Source organism: Salinivibrio sp. YCSC6 (genome assembly GCF_004916735.1).
GTDB classification, from domain to species: domain Bacteria; phylum Pseudomonadota; class Gammaproteobacteria; order Enterobacterales; family Vibrionaceae; genus Salinivibrio; species Salinivibrio proteolyticus.
Window position 1 is genome coordinate 52065 of record NZ_CP039517.1, and the last position, 26245, is coordinate 78309.

Annotated in this window: 26 protein-coding genes; 13 read left to right on the top strand and 13 right to left on the bottom strand. The window is 49.5% G+C overall.

Annotation, left to right across the window (positions count from 1 at the left end; all coding sequences use genetic code 11):
• Nucleotides 1–41: 41 nt before the first annotated feature.
• The 6 genes from E8E00_RS14075 (at nt 42) to E8E00_RS14100 (ending at nt 5109) form a co-directional block, all read left to right on the top strand.
• Complete coding sequence (locus E8E00_RS14075) at nt 42–1448, top strand: DUF3404 domain-containing protein (protein WP_240531984.1); 1407 nt, start codon at nt 42–44, stop codon at nt 1446–1448.
• A complete protein-coding gene (locus E8E00_RS14080) occupies nt 1420–2085 on the top strand; it encodes a response regulator transcription factor (protein ID WP_077457738.1) in 666 nt (221 codons plus the stop codon). The genes E8E00_RS14075 and E8E00_RS14080 overlap by 29 nt, the downstream gene beginning before the upstream one ends.
• Complete coding sequence (locus E8E00_RS14085) at nt 2085–2975, top strand: DUF2861 family protein (protein WP_096632608.1); 891 nt, start codon at nt 2085–2087, stop codon at nt 2973–2975. The genes E8E00_RS14080 and E8E00_RS14085 overlap by 1 nt, the downstream gene beginning before the upstream one ends.
• Nucleotides 2976–3093: 118 nt before the next feature.
• Nucleotides 3094–4227, top strand: a complete 1134-nt coding sequence (locus E8E00_RS14090) for a conjugal transfer protein TraF (RefSeq protein ID WP_077457742.1) — start codon at nt 3094–3096, stop codon at nt 4225–4227.
• 80 nt (nt 4228–4307) lie between these two features.
• Nucleotides 4308–4466, top strand: a complete 159-nt coding sequence (locus tag E8E00_RS14095; protein ID WP_096632606.1) for a YoaH family protein — start codon at nt 4308–4310, stop codon at nt 4464–4466.
• A gap of 88 nt (nt 4467–4554) precedes the next feature.
• Entirely contained in the window at nt 4555–5109 is a 555-nt protein-coding gene (locus E8E00_RS14100) for an HD domain-containing protein (protein ID WP_096632603.1), read from the top strand.
• Here E8E00_RS14100 and nadE read toward each other — a convergent pair.
• On the bottom strand, nt 5091–5930 hold the full coding sequence (gene nadE / locus E8E00_RS14105) for an ammonia-dependent NAD(+) synthetase (RefSeq protein WP_096632601.1): 840 nt from the start codon (nt 5928–5930) through the stop codon (nt 5091–5093). The genes E8E00_RS14100 and nadE overlap by 19 nt on opposite strands.
• A gap of 207 nt (nt 5931–6137) precedes the next feature.
• On the opposite strand from nadE, the gene E8E00_RS14110 reads away from it, so the two are divergent.
• Nucleotides 6138–6662: a nicotinate-nicotinamide nucleotide adenylyltransferase gene (locus tag E8E00_RS14110; RefSeq protein ID WP_096632599.1), complete on the top strand. Its 525-nt coding sequence runs from the start codon at nt 6138–6140 to the stop codon at nt 6660–6662.
• On the opposite strand, the gene E8E00_RS14115 is transcribed toward E8E00_RS14110, so the two are convergent.
• Entirely contained in the window at nt 6659–7327 is a 669-nt protein-coding gene (locus tag E8E00_RS14115) for a hypothetical protein (RefSeq protein ID WP_096632597.1), read from the bottom strand. The genes E8E00_RS14110 and E8E00_RS14115 overlap by 4 nt on opposite strands.
• Before the next feature lie 195 nt (nt 7328–7522).
• Here E8E00_RS14115 and E8E00_RS14120 point away from each other — a divergent pair, with 195 nt between their 5' ends.
• Nucleotides 7523–8665, top strand: a complete 1143-nt coding sequence (locus tag E8E00_RS14120; RefSeq protein WP_077457772.1) for a 1-acyl-sn-glycerol-3-phosphate acyltransferase — start codon at nt 7523–7525, stop codon at nt 8663–8665.
• An 11-nt stretch (nt 8666–8676) separates the two neighbouring features.
• Here the strand turns inward: E8E00_RS14120 and E8E00_RS14125 are convergent, their stop codons facing one another.
• Complete coding sequence (locus tag E8E00_RS14125; protein ID WP_096632594.1) at nt 8677–9606, bottom strand: LysR family transcriptional regulator; 930 nt, start codon at nt 9604–9606, stop codon at nt 8677–8679.
• 467 nt (nt 9607–10073) lie between these two features.
• Here E8E00_RS14125 and chrA point away from each other — a divergent pair, with 467 nt between their 5' ends.
• Nucleotides 10074–11219: a chromate efflux transporter gene (gene chrA, locus E8E00_RS14130; RefSeq protein WP_096632592.1), complete on the top strand. Its 1146-nt coding sequence runs from the start codon at nt 10074–10076 to the stop codon at nt 11217–11219.
• 220 nt (nt 11220–11439) lie between these two features.
• On the opposite strand, the gene E8E00_RS14135 is transcribed toward chrA, so the two are convergent.
• Nucleotides 11440–12474 (bottom strand): Gfo/Idh/MocA family oxidoreductase, encoded by a 1035-nt coding sequence (locus E8E00_RS14135; protein WP_096632590.1) that lies wholly within the window; start codon nt 12472–12474, stop codon nt 11440–11442.
• A gap of 545 nt (nt 12475–13019) precedes the next feature.
• Here E8E00_RS14135 and E8E00_RS14140 point away from each other — a divergent pair.
• Complete coding sequence (locus tag E8E00_RS14140) at nt 13020–13904, top strand: alkyl sulfatase dimerization domain-containing protein (protein WP_077457438.1); 885 nt, start codon at nt 13020–13022, stop codon at nt 13902–13904.
• Nucleotides 13905–13958: 54 nt separating this feature from the next.
• Here E8E00_RS14140 and yciH read toward each other — a convergent pair whose 3' ends face one another.
• Together yciH and E8E00_RS14150 are read right to left on the bottom strand one after the other, a co-directional pair.
• Entirely contained in the window at nt 13959–14282 is a 324-nt protein-coding gene (gene yciH / locus E8E00_RS14145) for a stress response translation initiation inhibitor YciH (protein ID WP_069586466.1), read from the bottom strand.
• Between the two features lie 102 nt (nt 14283–14384).
• Nucleotides 14385–14747: a DUF3319 domain-containing protein gene (locus E8E00_RS14150; protein WP_077481227.1), complete on the bottom strand. Its 363-nt coding sequence runs from the start codon at nt 14745–14747 to the stop codon at nt 14385–14387.
• A gap of 213 nt (nt 14748–14960) precedes the next feature.
• Here E8E00_RS14150 and E8E00_RS14155 point away from each other — a divergent pair, with 213 nt between their 5' ends.
• Nucleotides 14961–15914, top strand: a complete 954-nt coding sequence (locus E8E00_RS14155; protein WP_096632587.1) for a tyrosine-type recombinase/integrase — start codon at nt 14961–14963, stop codon at nt 15912–15914.
• Between the two features lie 3 nt (nt 15915–15917).
• Here the strand turns inward: E8E00_RS14155 and E8E00_RS14160 are convergent, their stop codons facing one another.
• Entirely contained in the window at nt 15918–16922 is a 1005-nt protein-coding gene (locus E8E00_RS14160; RefSeq protein ID WP_096632585.1) for a D-alanine--D-alanine ligase, read from the bottom strand.
• 224 nt (nt 16923–17146) lie between these two features.
• Nucleotides 17147–17629, bottom strand: a complete 483-nt coding sequence (locus E8E00_RS14165) for an SPOR domain-containing protein (RefSeq protein WP_069586462.1) — start codon at nt 17627–17629, stop codon at nt 17147–17149.
• Nucleotides 17630–17897: 268 nt separating this feature from the next.
• On the opposite strand from E8E00_RS14165, the gene E8E00_RS14170 reads away from it, so the two are divergent.
• On the top strand, nt 17898–20597 hold the full coding sequence (locus E8E00_RS14170; RefSeq protein WP_096632582.1) for a bifunctional acetate--CoA ligase family protein/GNAT family N-acetyltransferase: 2700 nt from the start codon (nt 17898–17900) through the stop codon (nt 20595–20597).
• Nucleotides 20598–20601: 4 nt separating this feature from the next.
• Here the strand turns inward: E8E00_RS14170 and E8E00_RS14175 are convergent, their stop codons facing one another.
• A complete protein-coding gene (locus E8E00_RS14175) occupies nt 20602–21513 on the bottom strand; it encodes a LysR family transcriptional regulator (RefSeq protein ID WP_096632580.1) in 912 nt (303 codons plus the stop codon).
• Nucleotides 21514–21754: 241 nt separating this feature from the next.
• Here E8E00_RS14175 and E8E00_RS14180 point away from each other — a divergent pair, with 241 nt between their 5' ends.
• Nucleotides 21755–23386, top strand: coding sequence for a DUF2813 domain-containing protein (locus tag E8E00_RS14180; protein ID WP_096632578.1), 1632 nt, complete (start codon nt 21755–21757; stop codon nt 23384–23386).
• Here E8E00_RS14180 and E8E00_RS14185 read toward each other — a convergent pair whose 3' ends face one another.
• Genes E8E00_RS14185 through E8E00_RS14200 form a run of 4 tightly spaced genes read right to left on the bottom strand, consistent with a single transcriptional unit; the run spans nt 23387 to nt 26244 of the window.
• Nucleotides 23387–23950, bottom strand: coding sequence for a DUF3833 domain-containing protein (locus tag E8E00_RS14185; protein WP_096632574.1), 564 nt, complete (start codon nt 23948–23950; stop codon nt 23387–23389). It abuts the gene before it with no gap.
• Nucleotides 23947–24483 (bottom strand): chalcone isomerase family protein, encoded by a 537-nt coding sequence (locus E8E00_RS14190; protein ID WP_240531983.1) that lies wholly within the window; start codon nt 24481–24483, stop codon nt 23947–23949. Before E8E00_RS14190 ends, E8E00_RS14185 begins: the two co-directional genes overlap by 4 nt.
• Nucleotides 24483–24998 (bottom strand): DUF2878 domain-containing protein, encoded by a 516-nt coding sequence (locus E8E00_RS14195; protein ID WP_168174094.1) that lies wholly within the window; start codon nt 24996–24998, stop codon nt 24483–24485. Before E8E00_RS14195 ends, E8E00_RS14190 begins: the two co-directional genes overlap by 1 nt.
• Nucleotides 24999–25002: 4 nt before the next feature.
• Nucleotides 25003–26244 carry a cyclopropane-fatty-acyl-phospholipid synthase family protein gene (locus E8E00_RS14200; RefSeq protein WP_069586457.1) on the bottom strand — a complete coding sequence of 414 codons (1242 nt, stop codon included), beginning with the start codon at nt 26242–26244 and terminating at the stop codon, nt 25003–25005.
• Nucleotide 26245: the final 1 nt, after the last annotated feature.

Sequence of the window (26245 nt, forward strand, 5' to 3'; positions counted from 1 at the left end):
TTGCAACTATGCGAATCCTGCTGTTAATGACTCTGGCGCTTATGGCGCTGCCAACGAGTGCTGCAAGCTCTTTCTCTGAACAAATGACAGCGTTCAGAGCACAGCTATTGCTTGCCGATCCGGTGGCGCGATATAACCTCATTGGCATTAACCGCGCCTTCCCCAAGGTCTTACTCAGTCCCGACAGTTTATTGCCGCAAACCGCTAATTACCCGCTTAAGGATATTCGTCGCTTGTACCAAGCTGCACAAAAGTGCCAAGGGCCGTGGCCTGTACACCCCAAAGTGACTGAGCCTTTAGTGTTCACGCGCGCCATGTGTAATCATACCCAGTTGCCGGTTGCTTGGTTTTCCCGCTCAGGGTTTATCCATCCTGGGGGAGGTAGCTATGCGGCGAAATATGTCGAACAATTTCCGTCTCGGCGCAGTGAGCTGACCCGTTTTTTTCATATTCAAGAACGGCCAACGGCACAGCCGGATACTTTGTTGGGGCGGTTGCAGCGTATGGATACCGCTGCTGTTGAAGCGCTGAATAGTGGTGCGAAATCGTTACTCAGTAGTGATGAAATGTGGGTTCGCGTCGGTAGCTATTATCACTTGTATCCTTCGACACAATGGCAGCCATTATTAGCAGAGTTTGATTTGCGTTTGTCCGCGATGGGCGAGCAAGATTTTTGTTTGGCGCGTGTGGGAAACATTTGTTGGAATGAAGAAAAAGCGCCGACGTATTGGCCCTATTTAGTCGGTGCCTTGATTGTTATCAACCTTGCGGCGCTCGGAGGATGGGCATTTAACCGTTGGACGGTTCAGCGCCGGTTGATGCAAGAGCGGATGCTGGTGCTACAGATCCTCACCCACGAACTGCGTACGCCGATTGCCAGCCTCTCAATGACGGTAGAAGGGTTTAGGCGCAAGTTTGATACCTTGCCTGAGTCATTTTATGACGAGTTTCGGCGCTTGTGTGAGGATGCACGTCGCTTAAAGCAGTTAGCGGAAGCGAGCAAAGACTATTTACAGTCTAACCAGAAACCGTTGAATAAAGAGACGATCCCTTCACTAAAAGAATGGTTGGGGTACATCTGTGACGAGCACGATGTCACTATGTATGTCTCGCAAGATGGCGCCGTCAGTGCCAATGTGTATTGGCTAGCAACCTCATTGAACAATTTGATCGCTAATGCGGTCAAATACGGTGTGGCACCGGTTGAAGTGCGCGCACAGGTATTGTCAGATCGTTTTACGATCGCGATTCAGGATCAGGGCGACCTGACTGCCAAGGACTGGAAACATATTCGTAAACCCTTTGTTAGTCAAAGTGGCTTAGGCCTCGGACTAACTATCGTGGAATCTATGATTGAGCGGATGGGGGGTAAGCTAAGCTTATCGGGCCCGCCCACTACATTTACTTTGGAGATTCATTGTGACGCAAGCGACGTTACTTCTGGTTGAAGATGATGCCAACTTGGCTGATGGCCTACTTGCCAGTTTAGAGCAGGCCGGTTACCGCTGTTTATACGCCGATAGCGCGACAAAAGTGGCAGAGCTATGGCGTGATGCAGACTTGGTGATCCTCGATCGCCAGTTACCCGAAGGCGACTCAATTGATTGGTTGCCTGACTGGAACAAGCTCAAAACGGTGCCTGTGATTTTGCTGACCGCGATGGTCTCCGTGCGTGACCGTGTCGGCGGCCTTGACTCTGGCGCCACTGACTACATCACCAAACCTTTTGCTGAAGCAGAATTGCTGGCACGTATTCGTGTTCACCTGCGCAACCCTGTTGGTGAAGTCGATGCATCCAGTGATGAAATTGTTGTCAACGATGTGCGCATTGATACTGCAAGTCGCGCAGTAATGTGTGGCGAACAAGAAGTGGTACTGACACGGACTGAATTTGATTTGCTTCACTTTCTAGCTAAAAATGCGGGCCGAGTGTTCACACGGGATGAGCTACTGGATCAGGTTTGGGGCTACAACCATTACCCGACCACGCGCACGGTCGACACGCACATTTTGCAACTTCGCCAAAAGCTGCCCTCAGTCAATATTGAGACATTGCGTGGCGTTGGCTATCGCATGAAAGCATAATGCGTTTACGGCTCACGCACGGTTTATTCGCTGCTGCCTTGATAGCAGGTGGTACCCAAGCGGCCTGGTTTGATGGTAATGATGCCTTGACCAGCGCCCATCAACGCCTGCTGGAAGGGAACACAGCAGGCAGTATGGATGCCATGATTGAAGCCTGGCAGCAGCCAAATCTATCCGCGTCGCGTCAGCAGCACTTGGCGCAGCTGCTTGCGTTGGCGATAACCGAAGATTGCGGGCGGAGCTTGAGTCAGCAGACGATGCCAGATTGGCTGAGCAATTTATCCCTGCGCCGTGAAACGGTGCAGACGACCAGCCGTGTCTATTATCGCTTGCAAGTTCGTGGGGAATCTCAGCCCGGTATTGCCCGTTTTTCGCTTAAACATTGGCCTGATGAAACCATTATTTCGCAGCGTTTGAGTGGTCAAAACCAACACCAGTGGTTGCTAGAGCAAGATGGCCTTTCTGAGCCAGTGAAAGAAGGGCTCTATCAGCTTGAGGTGACGTCAGTAGAAGGAGAAACATGGACCAGCTGGTTATTGATGACTCAGCCTCAACCTTTGCAAAAAATCAGTTGGAAAGACACGCGAAGTTGGCGGATAGCCCCGCCTGACAGCTTAGACTCCACTTGTCAGCGCCCGTTTCTCACGCTCAACCTCTATCCCCACAATCAGCCAGATGGTTCACCGATATGGTCGATCGAAAAGCACAAACGCCTGCCCACGACGTTGCCAGTGCTGGATGTACCGAACGGCCTGTATTGGTTTAGTGTGGCGCTGATTGAAAGACGCTGGCAAGGTGCGTTGTCTGTTGAGGAAGTACAGCGAATTGGCCGGGCGATTGATTTACCGGATTTGGATCCGGATGCGCTTCGCGCAATAAAGCCCGATTGACCAAGGTGTTACACGGCTTAAACCTGACATTGTTCACATCTTTTGACCTTACCTGATCGCGCTGGTTGCCAAGCCGCTACGCTCTTTAGATAAACAAAGAGGAAAGCGGGGCAACCTAATGCACGATAAAAAACACCTACTTGTGCTTGCACTTGCAGCATGCTCAGGGTCTGCAGTAGCAGCGACCAATCCTACCGATGCGCGAACAAATGCGATGGGTGGGGCTGCAGTTGCGGCAGGCGACTATTTATCTGCGGGATTTCACAATCCTGCCTTGGCGGCACTTGACCCTGACAGCGCATTTGGGGTGCTTTTCCCTTATCTTGGCGCAGAAGTGCGTGACCCAGATAAGCTCATGGATGATTTAGATGATATCTCTGATGCGTACGATAACAACGACCTAACGGCCGCGCAGCAAGCGATGCGAAATGCGCAGGGTGATCAGGCGCACTTGGATGCAGGGGTCGGTGCAGCCGTGGGGATCCCAACTGGCTCTATCTCTGCGACACTCTTTACCTCAGGGATCATTGAAGGTGCAGTCCTACCTGATATTAAAGACAGCGACATTACCACACCGTCGATTAACCCCAGCTCGACCGCGACCATCGTTGCCGTAGGGGTGGGTGAGCTGGGTGTTGCGCTTGCATCAAACGTGGAAATTGCCGGTCAACGTATCGCGGTGGGTGTCTCCCCAAAATTACAACGTATCACAACTTATAACTATGGCGTCTCGGTGGATTCTTATGACACCGATGACTGGGATGATAGCCGTTACCGTGAAGAAGATAACGGCTTTAACATTGATGTCGGGGCGGTGTGGCAGACTGGTCCTTATCGCGTCGGCTTGGCCGGTAAAAACCTGATCAGTAACGATGTGGACACAGTGACAAGTAGTACAACGGGTCATAGCTTTACCTATGAGGTAGGACCGCAGTTTACGCTTGGCTCGGCGTTTGTCTCCGACTTTGTCACCATTGCCGGCGATATCGACTTAAACAAGAGCAAAGGGTTTAAAGGCACCCTGAATATTGACGATGATACCCAGTTTTTCCGGATCGGGGCTGAATTTGATGCCTTTGGCCATGCCCAATTACGCACTGGTTATCGCGCGGATATGAAAGATAACGTTGAAGACGCATTTACTCTGGGTCTAGGCTTGTCACCCTTTGGGGTGGTCAACGTGGATATCGCGGCGAGTATCATTGATAGCAACAGCTATGGGGGCTCAGCCCAACTTGCATTTACCTTCTAAGCTCGCGGTGTCGAAAAGTCGATGACAACGTAAAAGGCAGGCCCTAAAATAGCCTGCCTTTCTAATAGATGAGCGTATTTATGTTCGACGGTATTACATTGACGCATGATGAGCAGCAACAGGCTGCAGAGCGTATTCACGTTTTGATGGCACAGGGCATGAGTAGTGGTGAAGCCATCATGAAAGTCGCGGCAGAGATCAGAGCACAAGCAGCGGCGGCCTCAGCGTCTGAAGAGTAAGAAAAAGCAGCAGAATATGCTGCTTTTTTATTTACAATTCACCGGATCCCTGATTTATTTAATAGTAGAGAGGTCAAGGGAGTCGGGGATGAGTCACGCGGTCGAACAAGCAAGAGAGTGGGCACGAGTCAGGCATGCGCTGCAACGATATGGTGCGCAGCCTTATCGCTGCCATCTCGATCATGTAGAGCGTATTGCTGCACCATATGGTGAAGACGCACGTGTTGTCGCTCAGTTGCATGATATTCTTGAAGACACCGCCACGCGTGTCGAAGAGATCGCCGAACGCTTTGGACCAACGATAGCGCGAGCGGTTATGCTGGTGACCGATCCGCGCAAACCGACCCGACATGAGAGAAAGCGGGCACTCAACCAGCGTTTGATCGCACTGGATCCTAGCGATGACGCCGCATGGCTTGCCCTGATTGTTAAAACCTGTGACCGTCTTGCCAATGTGATCGCAAGCAGTGAGCACAGTCCACCGCGTTTTCAGCAATACCAACGAGAGCATGGCGGCTTTCGGGTGGCCGTATACCGACCTGGTCTATGTGACAATTTATGGACGGAGTTAGATGGGCTGATTGATGCCGGCCAGCAAGCCGACCGGCATCCCGATCACCAACTTCACGCTTCGATATCGTAGATAGTCGGAATAGGTTGACGTTTGTGCTGGGTGGCTTGATAGACCTGAATGATCTTCTCTTTAACCGCCTTATCGACGGGCTTGCCTTCTAAGAAGTTATCAATTTGCTCATAGGTCAGCTGAAGCGCGTCTTCATCAGCTTTTTGCGGTGACAACTCCTCCAAATCCGCGGTCGGGACTTTATTGACCAATACCTCTGGCGCACCCAGTGCCGCAGCCAATTGGCGCACTTGTCGCTTGCTTAATCCAAATAGAGGAGCAAGGTCGCAGGCACCATCACCGTACTTGGTATAGAAACCAGTAATGTTTTCCGCAGAATGGTCGGTCCCAATCACTAATCCCTGAGTTAGTCCAGCAATCTCGTATTGAGCGACCATGCGAGCGCGTGCTTTGACGTTACCTTTGACGAAATCAAGGGTGCCTTCGTTATCGGGTAACAGATCCACCGCCGCGACGGCATCTAATACCGCACTGTGCGTGCCATCAACACCGGGTTTAACATTGACCGTGACCGTCTTGCTTGGCTTGATAAAGGATAATGCCAATTGCGCTTCGTCTTCATCTTTTTGCACGCCATAGGGCAAACGCACCGCGATAAATTGATAGTGATTGCGGCCGATCTCTTCGTTCAATTGCTCAACGGCTAGCTGGGCTAATCGACCACAAGTTGAAGAATCAACGCCCCCGCTAATACCTAATACCAGGCTGCGTGTTCCCGAGCGGGTGAGCATGGTCTTAATGAAGTGAATGCGGCGTGCAATTTCTGCTTGTGGATCGATAGAAGGTTGAACGCGCATTTCTTCGCGGATGTGTTGTTCCATGTTGTGTTCCTCTTGATTTCGCTTGCATGCGACCGACGTGATGATTCTTATTGGGTTTATTGTGCATGATCTCGCAAAGCTTGGGTATAGCTACGCCAAGATTAACCGTTATCACTGGCTACGAGATGGCCAATAACGTCGATCCGCTTCGCCGATGGTCGCGCAATCAGGCAGATACATGTAAACTTCGTGGCAAAGAGGAATGATATGACTGAAAAAATTGCCATTTTTGGCAGCGCGTTTAATCCGCCCACACGTGGGCATGCTTCTGTTATCGAACAGTTGACGCATTTTGATCGCGTACTGCTGGTACCGAGTTATAAGCATGCATGGGGAAAATCGATGGCCTCGTTTGAGCAGCGTTGCCAATGGGTTGATGCCTTTATTCACGATTTGAACATGCCGCAGGCCACCTGCTGCCACCTTGAAGCAGAACTGGGTAAAAATGGTGACGCTGTCACAACTTATATGTTGTTGACCGCGCTGCAGGCACACTATTGCCACGCCGATCTAACTTTCGTCGTCGGGCCAGATAACTTATTAAAATTCGGCCAATTTGCGCACAGTGAGCAGATCCTGGCGCGTTGGTCTGTGCTAGGAATGCCAGAATCCGTCAATGTACGCAGTACGTATATCCGCGATCGGCTGGCAAAAGGGCTGCCAGTCGACGACTTGACGACCCCAAGTGTTGCTAAGCAACTCAGCGATACAGCATTCTCGTTCTCTGATTAAGCGAGTACAGCGTGATATTCGTCGGATAGCGCAAGGGCGACATCGTAAGATAGCCCAAGCGACGTTGCCGCAGCTTCCAACTTGTTGCCGGATTTAAGCTGCGCCCTTAACTGGCGGACAGTAAGGTACTCGCACAACGCTGAATAGGTAAGCTGAGTGCAGGCCTGGAAGGTAAAATGCGCGTTGTCACCTTCGAGAGGCCGCCCAGCATTCGCTTGATCAACACAGGCCGCTACACATTGATAGCTAGCGTCCTTTGCGATTGCGGGTGATAGCGTCACCAGCTGATCGAGCAATACCCCATGCAGGCGACGCGTTGCCTGCGTGTTTTGGTTCGCACCGGATAACGGCTCAAGTGCTGTGAGTCCGGCATGCAATAATGCGCTGGGTATCACGTGGCCCGCAGACTGAGGAAGTGACACTGTCACTCTAGGCGATACCGTTAGCTGATGCAGGCTAGTGTGTGGCGTGATCATCAGTGCGTATAGACAATCAAACGGAAGCCAAAAGCCTTGGCCAGCGTACACGGGAATATCGTGTTTACCGAGACGTACGAGAACTAAACCGATTTCTACGTATAAGAAAGTGGCGGTATGGCGACGCTTTCGCGGGGTAAGCACGAGGCGATCTTGGTGATAGGCGGTGTATTCGCTGGTGTACTTCATGTCTGGCTCTCATTTTTACAGGCCGGCAATGTTGAGCACTTTTAAACAAGAGGTCAAGCCCCAATATGACTGAGGGAACTCATGAGTACAGTATAGGTCTGACCTCCAACCTCTATAAAATGTCGCTGGATTAACTTTGAATCCTTGTTTGACCGCGTAGAATGGCGCGGTTTTTATCAAATGAAACGGAAGAACGTGCAAACAGTTAACGATCCTTACCAAGACATCCGCCCTTATCATGATGATGAGGTACCTGCAGCGATTCATCGCTTGATCCAAGACGATGAATTTATCAATGCGATCTTATCCTATCGTTATCCTCATGCTTCGGGCCCGCTAGGGTGGTTACTTAAGCCCGCACTTAAACTTTACCTCACCCAAAAGTGGCGCAACATTAAAACTGTACAAGACGTACAGCTGCATGTCGCGAGTTACATGCGCAAGATGATCAAAACATCATGTGACAACGTCACTGTTTCGGGGGTCGAGCATCTTTCGCCGGATAAAGCGTATCTCTTTGTCTCTAACCATCGTGATATTGCGATGGATCCCGCGCTGGTCAATTGGTGTTTGCATCAGCAAGGCTTAGATACAGTGCGTATCGCGATTGGTGATAATCTATTGCGTAAACCCTGTGCGACCGAGCTGATGAAGTTAAATAAGAGCTTTATCGTCAAACGCTCCGCAAGAGCGCCGCGTGAAATGATGAAATCGCTCTCTCAGCTGTCGGCGTACATACGCCATTCATTAGATGAAGGCCAGTCTATCTGGATTGCTCAGCGTGAAGGGCGTGCAAAAACAGGATTAGACATGACCGATCCTGCCATCCTCAAGATGTTCTACATGGAAGGGCGCAAAAACAAGCAATCCTTTGATGAGTACATGCAGGCGCTAAATATCGTTCCGGTGGCCATCTCATATCAAAATGATCCTTGCGACTTAGACAAAGCGACTGAGCTAGATGCCGTCAATCGTTTGGGCGCTTATGAAAAGAGTGAATTTGAAGATATTCAAACCATTGTAAAAGGCATTGTGGGGCAGAAGCGTCAAGTTCATGTCGCCTTCGGTGCGCCCGTGACGGTGTCACAAGCAACACCAGAGACGCTAGCGTCAGATATCGATCGCCAAATTCACTGTTTATATCGACTTTACCCTGCTAACTATATCGCTGCGGGGGAAGCGCATGACAGTGTTACCGCCGAAGAGCGCGCGCTGTTTGAACAAAAGTTGGCGCAAGCACCCGAGGCAGCACGCGATTATATTCGTCAGATGTACGCGAACCCGGTGATCAATGCGCAACGTGCCGCCAGCGATCAAGCGACGATATCGATAAATTAAGAGTGACAATGTCACTTATTGCTAGCGTGAAGGCGATCCCACACGGGCGGATCGCCCACTTCTTCGAGCATAAAGTCGATAAACTCGCGCACTTTAGGGGCTAAATGTTTGCGGCGAGGATAGACGATATAAATCGGGAGCGCGAGGCAGGGACGCCAGTCTGGTAAGATCTCAACCAGCTCACCTTTTTGAAGTTCATCATCGAGGAGGTAGGTCGCTAAATAGGCAATCCCCATCCCCGCTTTTACAGCTTCAAGCACGGCAGGGGCATTATTGATGTTGTAGCGGCCCGATACGCGAACGACTTGCTCATTGCCTGCTTTATTGAATGGCCATTTATCATAGCTGCGTTCGCGACTTTGATAAGTGATACAATCATGATGCCTCAAATCACTTAATTGACTTGGTGTTCCTTGCCGAGCTAAATAGTCCGGCGAGGCAACCAGTTTAAATTGGCAATCTGCGAGCTTGCGAGCCACCATTCCCTCTGGCGGTTGTTCATGGATCGCGACCCAGCAATCATAGCCTTCTTCAACCAGATTAGGGCGATGATCAAATAGTGTAATATCGAGATCTAGCGCAGGGTACTTTTGCCGAAATGTGGCAAAACTGCGAGTGATCAGCGTGTTACCAAATGACTGTGCGACACCGATACGCAATTTACCTGTTACTTCGTCACGATAACCTGCCACCATGGCTTCCGCTTCGTCTAGCGTTGCCATAAGTTGCGCACCATAGTCGGCGTATTGTGCGCCGATTTCCGTTAGCGACACTGAGCGCGTATTCCGCTGCACCAATTGCACCCCCAACCTGTCTTCCAAATAACGCACTTGCTTGCTGACTTGAGACTTTGAAATCCCTAACCGTTCTGCTGCGCGGGTGAAGTGTTGTTCTTGAGCCACGGTAGCCAAAACAACAATTTGTTGGAGGTGATCAAGCATTACTTACGCTTCCCTGAAAGTTGATAGCCAGAAGCGTACCACAGTTCAATCCAGCTCGGGAGAGCAGGGCATCATTTAGTGACGCCGTCACGTGATAGTTAAGATACTCAAAGTGGCTATTGCACTTATTTCATAAAATGCTCTCAAAACGTGACAACCCACCGACTGCCAAAATCGTTTATCGCTTCAATATTTATATGACCGATAACGGATTCAACTATCGCCTTCCTGTTATCTACAACAAAACAAAATAAATATTTATCAATAACTTGAGTTTATTGTTTGCCAGCATAAACAATGGATAGCGTGAGTTGTAAGCACTCACTACAGTTGCTGTAATTTAATTACAGATAGGGAGTTACTGGGAATGATTATCAACTATTTATTAATTGTATTCATTTTATCAATCGATAATATCTGTTTATATTCATGGGCTAACATGGATAGAATTCAGGCTGGAGGTGGACATGATCGAATTACTCAAGCAGTTTTTTATCTTGGGCTGTATGTCATTTGGTGGCCCTGCGGCGCATATCGGCTATTTCGAGCGCATTTTTGTGAAAGAGAAGCAGTGGCTGAGTGCAGAGACGTTTGCGTCAGGTTTAGCGATCAGCCAGTTTTTGCCGGGACCAGGTAGTAGTCAGCTTGGCATGTATATCGGCTATCAGCGCGCTGGTTATTGGGGGGCATTGGGGGCATTTATCGCGTTTACGTTGCCTTCTTTCGCGTTATTAACCGCAGCAGCGATGTTTAGCAGCAATGATACGGCGGGTTGGATAAGCACACTGATTAGTGCGGCTAAGTTATTGGCTGTAGTTGTGGTGATTGACGCGACAATATCAATGGGGCGAAAATTCATCCATTCGTTCACTACAGCGGTGATTGCAATTGTCACCACGGTATGGCTACTAGTGTCGCCGTCTGGTGTTGTTTATCAAGTACTCCCCATCTTACTCGCTGGCATGATCGGTGCTATTGGTTTTAAACAAACCAGTATTCAGGCGGCTTCGATATCGATGGCGCACGCGCAACGGCGCAGCGGGATCATTCTCAGTCTGTTTGGGTTTTTACTCACGGTTCCTTGGCTTTTCAATAATGTCCTGCCGGTACAAGTCTTCAACCTGTTCTACCAAGCGGGAAGTTTTGTATTTGGCGGCGGCCATGTGGTGCTGCCGTTGTTAGAGCCCATTGTGGCTGACGTTGTCACAGACTCTGCATTGATTGAAGGCTACGCCGCCGCACAATTAGTGCCAGGTCCGATGTTTACCATGGCGAGCTATCTTGGTGCGACGGTTGAAGGGCTATCGCCAATATGGGGCAGTATTATCGCCACAGTCGCAATATTTTTACCCGGTGCGTTATTGATGTTTGGTGTATTGCCCGTGTGGGAGGCCGTTAAATCGCAGCCTAGATTGGCGGGGGCTATTATCATGATTAATGCCAGTGTTGTCGGACTCTTAGCGGCAGCACTTTATCAACCCGTATGGGTATCTGCGTATAGCCAGTGGACTGATTTAATCCCGATAGCCGTTGGCTTAGTGGCGCTCATTAAATGGCGATTATCGGTTTTTTGGGTGCTGTTAATGATGATTGGTTACCAATGGTTCTTTTGATGCCTTCCAGCCCGATATGAGTTCGGGCTTTATTTTACTCCCTTAATGCACTATAACTTTATATGTTAATCACAAATTCAACACGCTATCTGGTGGTCAAAGATATCTCAGTTACCAAAGCAACAATTATCACACCATACGGTGTTTAGATGTGGTGGGCAGAAAGTGCGGTGCCCCAAGCGGTTATAACTCTTGGGGCGATTGGTAGTGGAGATATCCTTTATAGCGAATATTGCCATGTCTGGCGGCTGCCGGTTTCCGATGCACGTTGAGCAAGTTCAATCGCGTAAATTACCTTAGTCGCTGATTCGGCGCTCACCGGGGAAGGGCGTTGATGTGTGATCGACTCTGCCAGTAAAGTAAAAAGTTGCTGGTATTGGCCAGTATGTAATGGACAAGTCATCTTAGTGACGCTGTCACCTTTCTCTAGCGTTGCTTCATGCGACTGAGTACCAAAGTTTTTGTCCAATATGGACATGGCTGCACGCAGTTGGTCTTCTTGAATATCTAACCCGTCGCAAGAGAAGGTTGCCTTTTCGCCGTGTACCGTAAAGCGCTCTGTGGTACCTGACCGATATGGGCTAGAGTTCAATATCACTTCGCTATCTGGGTAGTGCAACGTGAGCTGAAAATAGTCAGTTGTTTGGCTGCCCGGACGCAAAGCGCGACATTGTGCCGAAATAGCGTTTGGGTCTCCAAGCAGGGTTAGTGCTTGATCAATCAGGTGCGAACCTAAATCGAAAAGAATACCAGCCCCTTCGCCAGGCAGTTCTCGCCAACGTTGCCTTACTTCTGGGCGATAGCGGTTAAAGCTTGAATGCATGACTTTAATATCACCAAGCTCATCGTTTTCCAGCAGCGATTGGAGAGTCAGAAAGTCGCCATCCCAACGGCGATTATGGTAAGGACAGAGGATTAGGCCTTTTTCATCCGCCAATTTTGCCAGAGCAAGACCGTCTTCACTGCGCGTGACAAATGGCTTTTCCACCAGAACATGGCAACCGGCTTCGAGTGATTGGCGTGCGTGCTCATAATGCAGATGATTGGGTGTGGTAATGACGACCAAATCAGGACTTTCATGCTCAAGCAGCGTATTAATATCTGCGTAGCATGTCGCTTGGGGTAAATGCAGCCTGACGTTCTCGGGCTTACTGGAGACAACGGCCGTAATATCAAACTGCGACATCGCGTGAAGAAAAGGAAGATGGAATGTGTTGGCAGAAAAGCCGAAGCCAACCAATGCGGTTTTAATCATGAATAAACCCAAAATGGACGGTGTTTGGTTAAACCCTATAGAAAACCTCAAGGATGATCAATTGGCGCGCTCGACATCATCGATTATGCTAGTGCAATCAAGACTGAACGTATTAGAGAGACGCGGATGTGTCGTTATTTTAAAAGTGCTCAAGCCGGACACTGTTGAGCTATAATATACATCAAGTGCGCATTATGTATCTTATGTTAAATAATATATCCGTCAGATCAAGATTGGCATCAATAAGACAAGCGCCTGCATTCCTCGTCGATACGTTTTGTCCCCTTCACTGTGTTTACGCGACTATTCAACGTAATTGTATATTTACCATAAAATAGCTAATCACCACTTTATTTAATCCACTCAGTTCAAATGCTCCGCTTGACCTAAGGTGCTTCAATCTCGCAGTGATAAGCTAAATGATCATCTTTTATGGGTTATATTTAGTGTTATCTCAGCAGTTTCCGCCTGTTGACCTTTTTAGGTGCTGCAAGGTTTGCTACAGTTTTGCTAGTTTGTACGCGAACCGTTAAATAAGGGAAAAAATGAGAGCTCAAATAGTGGCTTGGCTGTTAGTCGCATTGACCAGCTTCAGTGTGTCTGCCGAGGATGAAGGCGAAGCCAAACAAGCCCCCGCACAACCTAAGTCGTATGCGGAACAAAGTATTTATGACAAGCCATTGATGGAACGCTATGTTATGGATGAGATTCGTAATCTCAGAACAGACTTCCAAGCTCTTGAAAAGCGTATGGTGGTTGAGATTACCGACCGTGAATTGGACGTAGCGGACAAATCACTTAACTATGCCAATGTCACTGTCACCTACTTTTTCTATTTGATTGCGGGCGCAGCATCATTGATCGCTCTAGTTGGTTGGCAATCGCTGCGTGATATCAAGAACAATACCAAAGAACTCGCTGATCAACAGTTATCGGAAATTGCTGAACAATATGAGCGAAAGTTCCAAGCGCTAGAACGCGATTTGAAACGTAAAACACGTATCATCGCCGAGAATAACAAAGAAATTGAACGGATTAATGAGATCCATAACCTTTGGTTACGCGCACAGCATTCACAAACGCCAGAACAACGGATGGAAATCTACAATGAGATTTTAAAAATTCGCCCTGGCGATCTAGAAGCCCTTACTCATAAAGCGGATGCCGCGATGGAAATGGGTGAATACCACTGGGCGTTGAGTATTAGTAATCGTGTTTTAGAGGTGGATGACAAAAATGCCAACGCCCTCTTCCAGCGTGCTTGTGCTTATGCGCGTCTTGGTGCGGAAGAGCAAGCGATCTCCGACTTGGAAGTCGCAGTCGCGGAAAGTGCTTCGCTGCGTGAGGCGGCTCGTGAGGAAGCTGATTTTGAATCACTTCACGGTAACGAGCGCTTTGACGTGTTGATTGATCCGGAGAGTAATCCTTAGTCAGCATGCTGTACGATAAATCACTGACAATGGGCAGCATACGCTGCCCGTTTTTTATCCACCGGCGAGTTTGACGGTGTGGCCTTTTTTCTCAAGGTGGGCTTTGATTTGATCGCGTTTATCCCCTTGGATCTCGATAACGCCGTCTTTAATCGCGCCACCACAGCCGCATACCTTTTTAAGCTCGGCGGCGAGTAGTTTTAATGCCGCGTCTTCAAGGTCCAGCCCTGTTACTAAGCTAACGCCCTTCCCTTTGCGCCCTTTTGTTTGGCGCTGAATACGAACGATGCCATCTCCCTTTGGGCGAACTGGCTTTTCCGGTGCCTCTTTGATGCGGCCGGTTTCGGTAGAATAAACTAATCGGTTGTTGTCAGACATGGTGTATACGTAATGTGAAAACCTTGGTGAGACTATACCAAAACAAAAAGCGGCTTTGCAGATAAAGCCGCTTATCTTATTGGTTGGTATACATTGCGTGTATTAGGCGCGCAGTTTTTCGCCGTTGCGATCAATATAAAGTTTGAGGGCGGGTAAGGTTCCTTTCATCAGATTTCCCCGAACCATCATGTACCAGCCCTTTTCGTCTTTCTCGGGATCGTCATTCATCAGGCGAAACCCTTTGTACTCTTCAACTTGGCGGGTTTGTTTACGAGCAAGCGCATCAAACTCGGCAGGATCAGTCACCATGCTGGTATCGACCCACCACTCAATCGACTTTTTGACGCCAGTTAAGCTGCCAGACACAACTTTACCGCCTAGCCGCGCACGATACACCTCTTGGATATCACCAGAGCCTTCTACTTTCTCAATGGTGTAACCACGGTGAAAAAGGCGTTGGGTCATAGTTTCCTCCTGATGCCGTTCCCACAACAGTAATCTACCTATTATGAGTTACGAACCTACTAAATTTTTAGACTATTATCACGTTGAGTTCGAGGATTTTCACTTATTTTCAGACCTTGACAGACAAGTGTGTATACAAAGTGCGATATGTTTCAAGTTTCACTCTGTGGTTGATGATAATATAAATCCACACAATTAAAGTTATAGTGCATTATGAAAAAGATCAATCCCATTGATAACAATAATTTAAGTGCGAGCATTCAAAGATTTAATCAGGGCACACTCTCCATTGACGATTGGGATAGCGTGACAGAGTCTCGGTATAGTCGAAACTCACTACTGAGCTATCGAAATGATTGGCAAGTTTTTGTTTCTTTTTGTCAAAGCCAACATGTCACGGCGTTACCCTGCGCAGTGACAACGCTGCGTCGATTTGCGGAACTCACCTCCCAACAGCGAAAAGTATCGGCGATTCGCCGAATTATTGTCACTGTAGGCTTGGTACATCGCTTACACCGTCAGCGAGATCCGAGTAAGCATCGCGAAGTGAAATATGCCATGGCGCGGTTACTTGCCGCGAAACTCCCAGAAGCAAAAGAAGCCGCGCCATTTAGAAAAAGACACCTGTCAGCACTTAGAGAGCATTTCCAATCAAGCAAGCGACTACGCGATATTCGTGATCTTTTGATTTGGTCATTGTGTTATGAGGGCTTACTCAAACGCAGTGAACTCGCTGCACTCGCCGCAGAAGATGTTCTGTATGACGGCGAAAAGGCCTATATGATGATTGGCGAGCAACGGGTTGTGCTATCTGAACAAACTGCAGTGACACTCGCTACTTGGCTCGAGTACAGTGGGATCCATCAAGGCCCCCTACTGCGACGAATTAATAAGCATGGCCACTTAGGCGACACGCCGTTAGACCCCTCGTCAATTTATCGCGTTTTTCGCCGCGCCAGTGACGTGTTAGGGGAATCAGTGGTGTTTTCTGGACAATCACCCCGCGTGGGAGCCAGTAAAGCGCTGGCAAAGCAGGGATTAAGTATCAAGCAAATCCAACATCTGGGCCGTTGGAAAAGTCCGGCTATGCCGGCGCAATATGTCGGCAACCGCGAAGCCAGTGAGCAAGCCAAAGCACGTTACCGACATAAAAAGCCTACAGAGTAGCGCCTAACTCACCCGTTTCCCTGTTGCCTTGCTAATACATTGGGCGAGGTATTCGTGGAAAGGATAACCATGATGTTCTACCAATTTGGGGAACATCGAAATAGGGGTCATTCCTGGGAAAGTATTGATTTCATTAAGTAAGATTTGGTTATCGTCACTCAAAAAGAAGTCGATACGAGACAAATCTTTTAAGTGTAGGTGCACAAACGCTTGACGCGCATACTGCTGAATCGCCTCTATTTGTTCATTCGTGAGGTTTGCCGCTTCAATGTGCGTATTGCTGTGGCTGCCGTCGCTGTACTTTTCCTCGTAGGTGTAGAAGGTGTCCTCAGGACAGCTGATTTCGCCCGGTGGGGTGACAATCACATCCTCTCCCATGTGAAATGCGGCGACTTCAAGCTCACGTGGTTTAATCGCTTTCTCGATAAGTACTTGGTCTGAAAACGTAAACGCATCTGCAATTCGCGCGTCTAGCTCATCTTCTTTCGCCACACGGTAGCAGCCCACGCTGGATCCCTGACTTGCCGCTTTTACAAAAACGGCCCCTTGCTCGTCATAAAAAGTACGTGCCCGAGTCAAGCTACTTGGGCTTTGATCGGTTAAAAATACATAAGGTGTGTTCGGAATCCCGAGGGCGTCAAACCATAACTTAGAGGTAATTTTATTAAAGCACACTCGGCTCGCTTCAGGTCCGCAGCCGAGATACGGCAAACCTGTGATTTCTAACAATGATTGAATATCGCCTGTCTCACCGGGAAAGCCGTGAATACAAGGCACCACATAATGGATTTGGGTGTGTTCTACCTTGCTACACAGCATGCCATCGGTATCCAAATGGCAGCGCATGCCATCCGCTAAATGCCAACCTTGATCGGTCATTTCCACTTTATGGACTTTCACTCGCGGCATTTTTGCCAGTTGTGACTCAAGGTACTGAGCCGAAATCAAAGAAATCGCATGTTCAGCGCCACCGCCACCACACAGCAAAAGAAGGTTTATTTTACTCATCATTTTCTCACAAGACGTGCCATGCACGTATTTTGCTGACTTTTAAGCCATAGTAGACAATTGTTCGCTAGCTTTCATTATCCAAACAGCTTTTATGTCCGCTTTGATAGCCGATTGCTTGTCAATTATACAAGTGAATGCAGCCCATCAGGCGCTCAACTATGCGTTACCCACCACACACAAAAAAGCCGGCAAATCGCCGGCCTGTTCAGAAAATGGTGCGCTTAGTTAACGCGCACCATTTGTGGGTTGGACGACCGTTTGATATCCGCAATGGAGCGAACAAATGGTCCATATTGGCGCACTGTTTGTGGAAGCGCCTGAATCGCTTGCTTGGCTGCATCTCGGGTTGGGTATTCGCCATAAAGCAAGGTGTACCAAGGCAAACCATCGACCATTTTTTTATTGCTCCAAAGCGGCTGATCGCTGGGTAAGCGTTTAGCGTAATCGCTAAATCCACGATCGTGACTCAATGCCACAACTTGAATGGTATAGCCCGGCCCTTGTTTCGCGGGTTTTACCGTTTGCTTTTTAGGCGCAGGCTTTGGCTGAGCTTGTGGCATCGGCTCCGCTTTCGCCATCTCTGGCTGTTCGGTCGCACGGGTATCGGTCGACTCAATGGTCTGACTATAAATTTCGGTAGTGACGCCGCCACCGCTGCATCCCGTCAAGAGCGCGGCAACAGCCAATAAGGCCAATTTTTTCATTGCAATTCTGTCAGTTATCCAAGTTTGTGTCATTGTGCCCCCGACCTAACAACCATTCAATAAAAACTTAGGTGGCGGCGTAAGGTTTCGGCTGCAGCTCACAGATGGCCACCCCTGCCTGTTTTTCAGTGTATCGTGTTGAATAAATTCTGCTCCGCACAGATCACATTGCGTTAAAAAAAACCGCTGAATTCAAGCATGAATAGATACACTGGCTGACAATCTGTCCTGTTTCTCGGCTTATCATGCCACGCAAAGGGGGAGCGTTATGTCAGGGATTGATCAGTTGCTTAAACCCAAATCAATCGCGGTTGTTGGTGCCTCAGACCGAGCTAACCGTGCTGGGTATGTGGTGACTCGCAATCTACAATCGGGGGGATTTCAAGGTCCAATCATGCCCGTCACGCCGAAATATCAAGCGGTTGCGGGGATACTGGCCTACAAAACCATCGAAGCACTGCCATTAGTGCCTGACTTAGCCATCTTATGTACCCGTGGCGAGTACAATCTTAGCCTCATCGAACAACTGGGCGAACGTGGCGTCAAGTTAGTGATCGTGCTAGCTGCGGGCATGCGCGGACAGTTTAATGAGCAAGGCGAAAGTCACTTTTCACGCATGCAGGCCATTGCGGCGCGCTACACCATGCGAGTGCTTGGGCCAAACAGTCTGGGGATGATTCTGCCTTGGCTGAATTTGAATGCGTCGTTTGCGCCTGTGTCTGCTAATAAAGGAAACATTGCCTTTATTTCTCAATCCGCCGCTGTCTGTACCACGATTTTAGACTGGGCCAAAAATAAGCGAATCGGCTTCTCGACCTTTATTTCACTCGGCGAAGCCTGCGACATCGACTTTCCCGAGTTATTGGATTATCTGTGTCGTGACAGTAAAACTGATGCCATTCTGCTCTATGTCGACTCAATCCGTGATGCGAGACGGTTTATTTCCGCTGCTCGTGCCGCGGCACGTAACCGACGTATTTTGGTGCTAAAAAGTGGCCGCACTCGCGGTGGCTCAGTGGCCTTGGAACAACTGAGCCATACCAACATGGGCCTCGATGCCGCCTATGACGCAGCCATTCGTCGATCGGGGATGCTGCGCGTAAATAACACTCACGAGCTATTTGCCGCAGTCGAAACCTTGTCGCACTCCGTTCCTTTACGTGGCGAGCGTTTGGCCATTATTACCAATGGCGGCGGCCCTGCTGTCATGGCAGTCGATACACTGATGGATTCGGGCGGTAAATTGGCGTCTCTTAGTGAGAAAACTATTGAAGCGTTGAATCAGGTATTACCCGCAAGTTGGTCGCGTACCAACCCGATCGATATCGTGGGCGATGCGGACACACAACGATACCAAGCTGCTATCGATATTCTCTTGACGAGTGATGATGCCGATGCACTGCTTATCATGCATTCACCCTCCGTCACGGCGCCGGGGCTGGCTACCGCGAAAGCCATTATCGCTGCTCTCAAGGAAAATCCGCGCGCACGGCGTTTTAATATTCTCACCAACTGGCAAGGCGAAGGCGATGACGCCACCGTTGCTCGACTAGCATTTACCCATGCTGGCTACCCGACCTATCGTACGCCAGAAAGCGCCGTTACCGCCTACATGCATTTGGTAGAGTACCGGCGTAACCAAAAGCAGCTGATGGAAACGCCCACGTCCACCGGACAAACAGACTACGACTTGCCGGCAGTTCGCGCCTTTATCGATCAAGCCGAAGATATTGAGCACCTCACTCTCACCACACATGAAGTCCGCCCTCTTCTTGAAGCGTATGGCTTGCACGTCATGTCCACCTGGCTGGCGAGTGATCCGGTCGAAGCGGCGCAAATTGCCGAGCAAGTGGGCTACCCAGTTGCAGTGAAACTGAGATCGCCGGATATCCAGCATAAATCGGATGTACAAGGCGTGATGCTCAATTTGCGCACAGCCGCTGAAGTAGCGAATGCTTCACAAGCTATTTTGGACCGCGTGTCTATGACGTATCCAAACGCACGCATTCAAGGCTTACTGATTCAATCCATGGCTCCCCGCGCCGGTGCGCAAGAGTTAAGAGTGACAATCACTAATGATCCCGTGTTTGGCACCATTATCTTACTGGGTGAAGGTGGTTCGGACTGGGACGTGACCAAAGATGCTGCGGTGGCGATCCCCCCGCTCAATATGGCGTTAGCCCGCTATTTGGTGATTGGCGCGATCAAGTCTGGCAAAATCAAACAGCGCGGCTTCCCCGTTTCCATTGATGTACCTAGTTTGTGCCGCTTTTTAGTGACGCTGTCACAGATGATCATTGATTGCCCTGAAATTGACGAACTGGATATTCACCCACTATTAGTCGCGGGCGACGAGCTCACCGTATTAGACGCCTCCCTACAACTGCGTGATTACGCCGGTAGTCAGCATCAACGTTTGGCGATACGCCCCTATCCTAAAGAACTCGAGCAGCAGGTCACCTTAAAAAATGGCGATACATTGCTATTACGTCCGATTCTTCCCGAAGATGAGCCAACCCACAAAGCGTTTGTAGAGCAAGTATCGGAGGAGGATCTTTATCGGCGATTCTTCTCTGACGTGGGTGAACTCAACCATGAAGCCCTGGCCAACCTCACTCAGATTGACTATGACCGAGAAATGGCACTAGTAGCGACCTATACCTCCCCTTCTGGACAAGAAGAAATCTGGGGAGTGGTCCGTTTATTGGCCGATCCTGAAAATACAGAAGCCGAGTTCGCCGTGTTAGTGCGCTCGGATTTAAAAGGCGTTGGCCTTGGCAGTATCTTGATGACTGCGATCATCGATTACGCCAAACAGGCCGGTCTGTCTCGCATTACCGGTATGACGATGCCAGCGAACCGAGGCATGATTGGATTAGCACAAAAGTGCGGTTTTAGTATTGATGTGCAAATGGCAGACGGCGTGGTGGATATGCTGCTGCCACTACATAAAAACCAAGATGCATAACCGACTACGGCGTATCAATCGGAATGTCACCGGCTTGCAAATAGGGCGCAAGCAGCTTAGGGACTTGCCGCACCAACCAAGATTTCGCATTGCCCATACGGTTGCGTTTCCACGCGAGTCCCATCTTTAACTCGAAAGGTGTGCTGCCCTTCAATAGCTTAAGGCGACCCGCTTTCAAATCATCTTGGACCCAAAACCACGGTAAAGTACCAATCCCCTGACCTGCCAATATCGCTTGATACTTATCATGCATCGAGCTGACGGTTAAACGCGGTTGATCTTCCAAGACATTATAGGTAATCGGCTGCATGCCGCGTGCGGTATCGGCAACCGCGACTCCCCGATAACCAGCCCGAATGTCTGGATCGACAGGTCGCGCTTCTTTATGAATAGGATGGTCAGGCGTGGCAACCCAGTACGCACTCATTTCGCCCAAAGGCTGTACCTTGATCCCTTGAGGAACTGACGCTGGGATCGGCGCAATCAGCACATCTGCTCTATCTTGCGCGAGAGATTCCCAGCACCCGGCAAGAATTTCTTCTGACAGTTTCAACCGCGTGCTGCTTTTATTGGCAAGACGCTCAATGAGCGGGAAAAAGAACGCACTTTTAAACAAACCGTCGTAGGCAAGCCGAATTTCGAGCTCCCACCCATGAGCTAACGACGCCGCATCGGCAATCATCTCATCGGCCGCGTTCAGTAATAAGCGTCCACGCTCTACCAATAAATGGCCGGCGTCGGTAAATGTCGCACGGTGACCGGACCGATCAAAGATCACTAGTCCAAGCTCATCTTCCAGCTTTTGAACTTGATAGCTCAGTGAGGAAGGGGCTCGATTAAGTGACTCCGCTGCGGCGGCAAAACTGCCTTTTCGCTCAATGGCATCTAAAACCTGTAACGCTTCAAACGACAACATAGTGCTTCTCTTAATCTACATCACGGAACGTCGTAAAGAGCTGACGACGTGCGACGCAAATGGGGACCTATAAAGTCTTAACACTTTAGCAGGGTTTTCAGTGCACTCCTACTTCAAAAGCCAATCTAAAACGACTATCAGTTGATAAGATAAAGACAATAAATCAGCGATATAGCACAAAATCGTCACCGGGTTTATTTCCTTTCAACAAGAACTGTCATACAGTAAATGAGAGGTGACGATGAGACTAGACCGGATTGAAATAGCAGGCTTTCGTGGCATTAAGCGCCTGTCACTACAAGTTGATGAACTCACCGTTTTAATCGGTGAAAACGCGTGGGGTAAATCTTCCCTGCTCGACGCATTGGAAATCGCTTTGCATCCTAGTGGTGATCGTCCTAGCTTCAAACGCTCGGACTTTCATGTTGACCACACCCTAGGGATTGCCCCTGAACAACAATTTCAAATCGTACTGCGTTGGCAAGAAAGCTTTGCTGGCGAACACAAAGCACGCCGCTATCGACGCTTTACACCGGTGTGGAATGGCGAGCATGAGGGTTGCCGTACTCTCGATTATCGCTTGAGCGCCACCACAGAAGAAAGCAAAGTCCATGTACGTCGCGAGTTTCTATCCAGCCAGGGCGATGTCATTCAAGATATCGAGAGCGATGCGCTGGCACAGCATCTCATGCAGATCCACCCTGTGGTTCGGGTACGCGATGCAAGACGCATGCGGGTACCCGGACAAACAGTAACTAAAGACAATACCCGCCTTGAGCAACGGCTCGACAATACCTATCGCCGATTGTTAATGATGCCCGGCCACGTTAATAAAGGAGAGATTAAGAGCGGGCTACATGCGATGCGGCAACTGCTGGATCATTACTTTGCCGTACAAGAGCACGATCGCCCCCCTTACCCCATCCATGCCCCCGGAGCGTTAGCGTTTACCCATAATCAAATGCATCCCTTAGAGGCGGTGGCTAACAATACCTCCAATCAAAGCCACCTTATCCTGATGGGATTATTAAGCGCATTTGTGCGAGCGCGAGGGCCAAAGCAGCTTAAGCGCAATGCGCGACCGATCATGGTGTTTGAGGATCCCGAAGGTCGCCTGCACCCCACCTTATTGAATCAAGCTTGGCGCCTAATTCAATTGATGCCGATGCAAAAAATACTGACCACTAATAGCGGTGATCTTTTGGCGGGGGTTCAACTTGACCATATCCGAAGATTGGTACGCCATCCGACCGAAACACGCAGCCACCAAGTTCCCTCACAGCTGTTAAGTAAAGATGAACGCCGCCGAGTTACCTTTCATGTCCGCTTTCATCGCCCCAGTGCCTTGTTTGCGCGCTGCTGGCTGTTGGTTGAAGGCGAGACGGAGATTTGGCTATTTAATGAGCTCGCTCGCTTGCAAGGTTATGATCTCGCTGCCGAAGGCGTCCACTTAATTGAATTTGCACAAAGCGGTCTACGTCCATTAATCAAAACCGCCAAAGCCTTGGGGATTGAATGGCACCTCGTCGCCGATGGTGATATGGCCGGGAAGAAGTATGCCGCCACAGCACGCGGACAGATTGAGAATCAGCCGGAGGGCGTCAGGCTTACCGTCTTGCCGGATAAAGACATTGAGCATTTCTTGTATAACAACGGCTATGAGCCTTTGTTCCGAGATATGGCTGGGATGACAAGCCAGCAGCCTCACATGAATGACAGGCGAATCATTACTAAGGCACTCAAGCGTTATGCCAAACCCGATGCCGCGCTCGCGATCATCGCCTATACCGAGAATGAATTGAAAGCGCCGATCCCTAAGTTGCTTCGGTGGATCTTGCAACGTGCGATCGGCTTAGCCAGAGGGATGGGCTAATTAGCCCTCCTTGTTGACACGTTGGAAAAACAGCGTCACTTTCCCGACTTCAACCCCCCATTTGCGCATCGAGGTGACATTAAATAAATGGTCTGAATCTTGTCGGAACATCCAGTCGTCAAAGTGCAGCTGATACTCGCTGTCACCAACAGGCACAACCAAATCATAGCGCCAATTTAACGCATTCCCTTCAACAACGCCTGTCGCAGTGCCCACGATATCACCGGCGGTTCCTGAATAGGTTCCTTCTGAGTGGCGGGTAATCGTCCAAACACGCGTTTGGGTCTCGCCATCGTCATACACAAAGGACTCGTCGAGTGTCAGTGTATCGCCATCCACAGTGCCAATGATATCTACCTCAAAACGTCGGCGTTGCTCACCGGAAAAATCTTGCACCATACCCCACGCTTTTGTGTGTCCTTCAAAATACTCAAACAAGTCAAACGCAGGAGTACGTGCTTTGTAGTCCTCAATGTCCGCTGAACACGCCGTCAACAGAAGCGCCGCTACGGCGAGCACGGCCCATTGAATACGCTGCCGGATCTGCCTCGTCGGTAGAATCATGATGGATCTCCTAATAATGCTTTACGGTGATCGGGGTAATCGGTATTTTCTGATAACCAAATGGCCAAGAAGGCGTCGGCCAATGCCGTATCGGTCAGGCTAAGTGTTGGCTGCCAGTTTTGGTCCGCGCGTTGGTAATAAAATGTACCGCCGGTCCGAGTACGGACAAAAGCGAGACGATCGTTCTCCTTGATATCGCCCCAAGCTGGCGAGATTTTTTCCAGCCACACTGCGCGTTGTGATGCAGAGAACCCAAGGTGCTGCCACTGATCGTCCGTCGCTTCCATCAGCCGTTTGTCGCTGATATCTCGAGCATAGGTAATCACCAATGCATGTGGCTGTTGTGGTTGATACTCTCCGTCAGGCGCACGCAACTCGGAGCGATAGATCGTCCACCAGCCCCATGTGAGTGTTGCCTTGCCAACTTGAGGCCAAGATTGCCATGCATTCTCCATCGTAGGAGATGCCGTCTCGGCAGAACTCGGCCACGAGAGGATTAAGGTAAGCCAGCCCACGAGCAGAATAGCTTTCATCACTCACCTCCTGAGGCCAACGTCGTTGGCTGTGTTTTTTCTACCAGCCAACGTATAAGGTGGATAAGAATCACACTGTACACCGCCCAGACCGCCATCAGAACGAGACTTGTGGTGAGCCAAGGTTGCGGAAAAACAATCGCGCCAAGCCGTTCTCCAGCAACATAACTGCTCGCGCCACCCAAAGCGCCAATCAGACTCATCGCCCATAGAGAATGGGCGAGAATGATCTTACGCAACAACCAAACGAAGGCGCAGAACCCGCACCAAAGTAGAACCAGCCACACCGGCATCCACGCTAATGCAGGTTCAGTGGCAAGCCAGCCAAAATGGATTAACAGGTTATCACCGACGAGGCCTATCGGTGTTAAGGTGATGATCGCCCAAAGGACATCGCGCTGATAGACAATCGCCGCGGCAAGCATGGCGACTAGCAACCACTGGGTGCTACTTTGCCCCAACGCCGCCGTGAACCAAAACACGTTAAAAAGCAGGGAGATCACCACAAAGCGCATGATGTTAGGCCTCACGCCAAGCGGGGCGACTAAACAGCAACTGCACAGCGCTGATGGTGCGCTCGCGGAATCCCCCCTCGCAGTAGCAGAAATAGTATCGCCACAAACGCGCAAAGCGTTCATCATAGCCAAAGGTTTGTAGCGTATCTGCGTTTTGGTTAAAGCGCTGATGCCAGTCGGCGAGTGTATTGGCGTAATCGATACCAATATCTTTTAAATCACGCATCACAAAATCGGTTTGCGCGGTAAAATGATCCAGCAATACATTCACTGATGGCAAGAAGCCACCAGGAAAAATGTGCTTTTGGATAAAGTCCACATTCCGGCTGTAGTGTTCATAGCGCTGATCGGCAATAGTGATGGCTTGAATGGCCATCAGTCCCTCAGGTTTGAGTAACGATTGACACTTTTTCACAAAGGTATCGAGATACTCTTTACCTACCGCTTCGATCATTTCAATCGAAACGAGCTTATCGTACTCACCGTCAAGATCGCGGTAATCTTCTTTTAACAAGGTGATTTGGTTTTGCAGGCCCGCTTGTTCGATCCGAGCTTTTGCCCAAGCATACTGCTCTTCCGAAATCGTCGTAGTGGTGACGCGGCAACCATACTCTTTGGCAGCGTAGATCGCCATTGCTCCCCAGCCCGACCCAATCTCAATTAAGTGATCCGATGGTTTGAGCTTGAGTTGCCGACAAAGGCGGTCCATTTTCTCCACTTGTGCCGCTTCCAAGCTCACGGTGTTCTCGGTATAGATAGCGCTAGAATAGAGCATCTGCTCATCAAGAAAGTGGCGGTAGAGATCATTACCCAAATCGTAATGCGCTGAAATATTACGACGTGCGGTGTCTTTTTCATTGCGGTTTCGCCAGTGTGCCAGCTTGTTGCCAAGATTCACCAACCAACCAGTGTGTTTTTCAATGCGATCAATGGCAGGTAGGTTGCGAGCAAAGACACGGATCACATCGGTCAGATTAGGAGATTCCCACCAACCATCCACGTACGCTTCAGCGGCAGCAATACTTCCACCAGTCAACATACGTGTGTAAAAGCGCGGATCGTGGACGAGCACAGAGGCATGAAGGCTAGCTTGTGGATCACCACATTGTAAGGTTTGCCCCTGCTCGTCGACCAAAGAAATACAGGCATCTTTAACATGTGCCAGTAACGTGTAAACCAACTGCTTAGCATAATGCTCTTTGCGTGTCAGCGTGCGTTGAGTTTGAGAAACGTCCGTCGCAGACATA

What these genes read in the sequence shown, in the direction of transcription:
- yciH (WP_069586466.1), bottom strand. Translation starts at nt 14,282, where the DNA reads ATGTCTGACAACAACCGATTAGTTTATTCTACCGAAACCGGCCGCATC.
- E8E00_RS14170 (WP_096632582.1), top strand. Translation starts at nt 17,898, where the DNA reads ATGTCAGGGATTGATCAGTTGCTTAAACCCAAATCAATCGCGGTTGTT.
- chrA (WP_096632592.1), top strand. Translation starts at nt 10,074, where the DNA reads ATGATCGAATTACTCAAGCAGTTTTTTATCTTGGGCTGTATGTCATTT.
- E8E00_RS14085 (WP_096632608.1), top strand. Translation starts at nt 2,085, where the DNA reads ATGCGTTTACGGCTCACGCACGGTTTATTCGCTGCTGCCTTGATAGCA.
- E8E00_RS14110 (WP_096632599.1), top strand. Translation starts at nt 6,138, where the DNA reads ATGACTGAAAAAATTGCCATTTTTGGCAGCGCGTTTAATCCGCCCACA.
- E8E00_RS14095 (WP_096632606.1), top strand. Translation starts at nt 4,308, where the DNA reads ATGTTCGACGGTATTACATTGACGCATGATGAGCAGCAACAGGCTGCA.
- E8E00_RS14135 (WP_096632590.1), bottom strand. Translation starts at nt 12,474, where the DNA reads ATGATTAAAACCGCATTGGTTGGCTTCGGCTTTTCTGCCAACACATTC.
- E8E00_RS14090 (WP_077457742.1), top strand. Translation starts at nt 3,094, where the DNA reads ATGCACGATAAAAAACACCTACTTGTGCTTGCACTTGCAGCATGCTCA.
- E8E00_RS14115 (WP_096632597.1), bottom strand. Translation starts at nt 7,327, where the DNA reads ATGAAGTACACCAGCGAATACACCGCCTATCACCAAGATCGCCTCGTG.
- E8E00_RS14160 (WP_096632585.1), bottom strand. Translation starts at nt 16,922, where the DNA reads ATGAGTAAAATAAACCTTCTTTTGCTGTGTGGTGGCGGTGGCGCTGAA.
- E8E00_RS14075 (WP_240531984.1), top strand. Translation starts at nt 42, where the DNA reads ATGGCGCTGCCAACGAGTGCTGCAAGCTCTTTCTCTGAACAAATGACA.
- E8E00_RS14175 (WP_096632580.1), bottom strand. Translation starts at nt 21,513, where the DNA reads ATGTTGTCGTTTGAAGCGTTACAGGTTTTAGATGCCATTGAGCGAAAA.
- E8E00_RS14165 (WP_069586462.1), bottom strand. Translation starts at nt 17,629, where the DNA reads ATGAAAAAATTGGCCTTATTGGCTGTTGCCGCGCTCTTGACGGGATGC.
- E8E00_RS14100 (WP_096632603.1), top strand. Translation starts at nt 4,555, where the DNA reads ATGAGTCACGCGGTCGAACAAGCAAGAGAGTGGGCACGAGTCAGGCAT.
- E8E00_RS14140 (WP_077457438.1), top strand. Translation starts at nt 13,020, where the DNA reads ATGAGAGCTCAAATAGTGGCTTGGCTGTTAGTCGCATTGACCAGCTTC.
- E8E00_RS14125 (WP_096632594.1), bottom strand. Translation starts at nt 9,606, where the DNA reads ATGCTTGATCACCTCCAACAAATTGTTGTTTTGGCTACCGTGGCTCAA.
- E8E00_RS14200 (WP_069586457.1), bottom strand. Translation starts at nt 26,244, where the DNA reads ATGTCTGCGACGGACGTTTCTCAAACTCAACGCACGCTGACACGCAAA.
- E8E00_RS14195 (WP_168174094.1), bottom strand. Translation starts at nt 24,998, where the DNA reads ATGCGCTTTGTGGTGATCTCCCTGCTTTTTAACGTGTTTTGGTTCACG.
- E8E00_RS14180 (WP_096632578.1), top strand. Translation starts at nt 21,755, where the DNA reads ATGAGACTAGACCGGATTGAAATAGCAGGCTTTCGTGGCATTAAGCGC.
- E8E00_RS14185 (WP_096632574.1), bottom strand. Translation starts at nt 23,950, where the DNA reads ATGATTCTACCGACGAGGCAGATCCGGCAGCGTATTCAATGGGCCGTG.
- E8E00_RS14190 (WP_240531983.1), bottom strand. Translation starts at nt 24,483, where the DNA reads ATGAAAGCTATTCTGCTCGTGGGCTGGCTTACCTTAATCCTCTCGTGG.
- nadE (WP_096632601.1), bottom strand. Translation starts at nt 5,930, where the DNA reads ATGGAACAACACATCCGCGAAGAAATGCGCGTTCAACCTTCTATCGAT.
- E8E00_RS14155 (WP_096632587.1), top strand. Translation starts at nt 14,961, where the DNA reads ATGAAAAAGATCAATCCCATTGATAACAATAATTTAAGTGCGAGCATT.
- E8E00_RS14150 (WP_077481227.1), bottom strand. Translation starts at nt 14,747, where the DNA reads ATGACCCAACGCCTTTTTCACCGTGGTTACACCATTGAGAAAGTAGAA.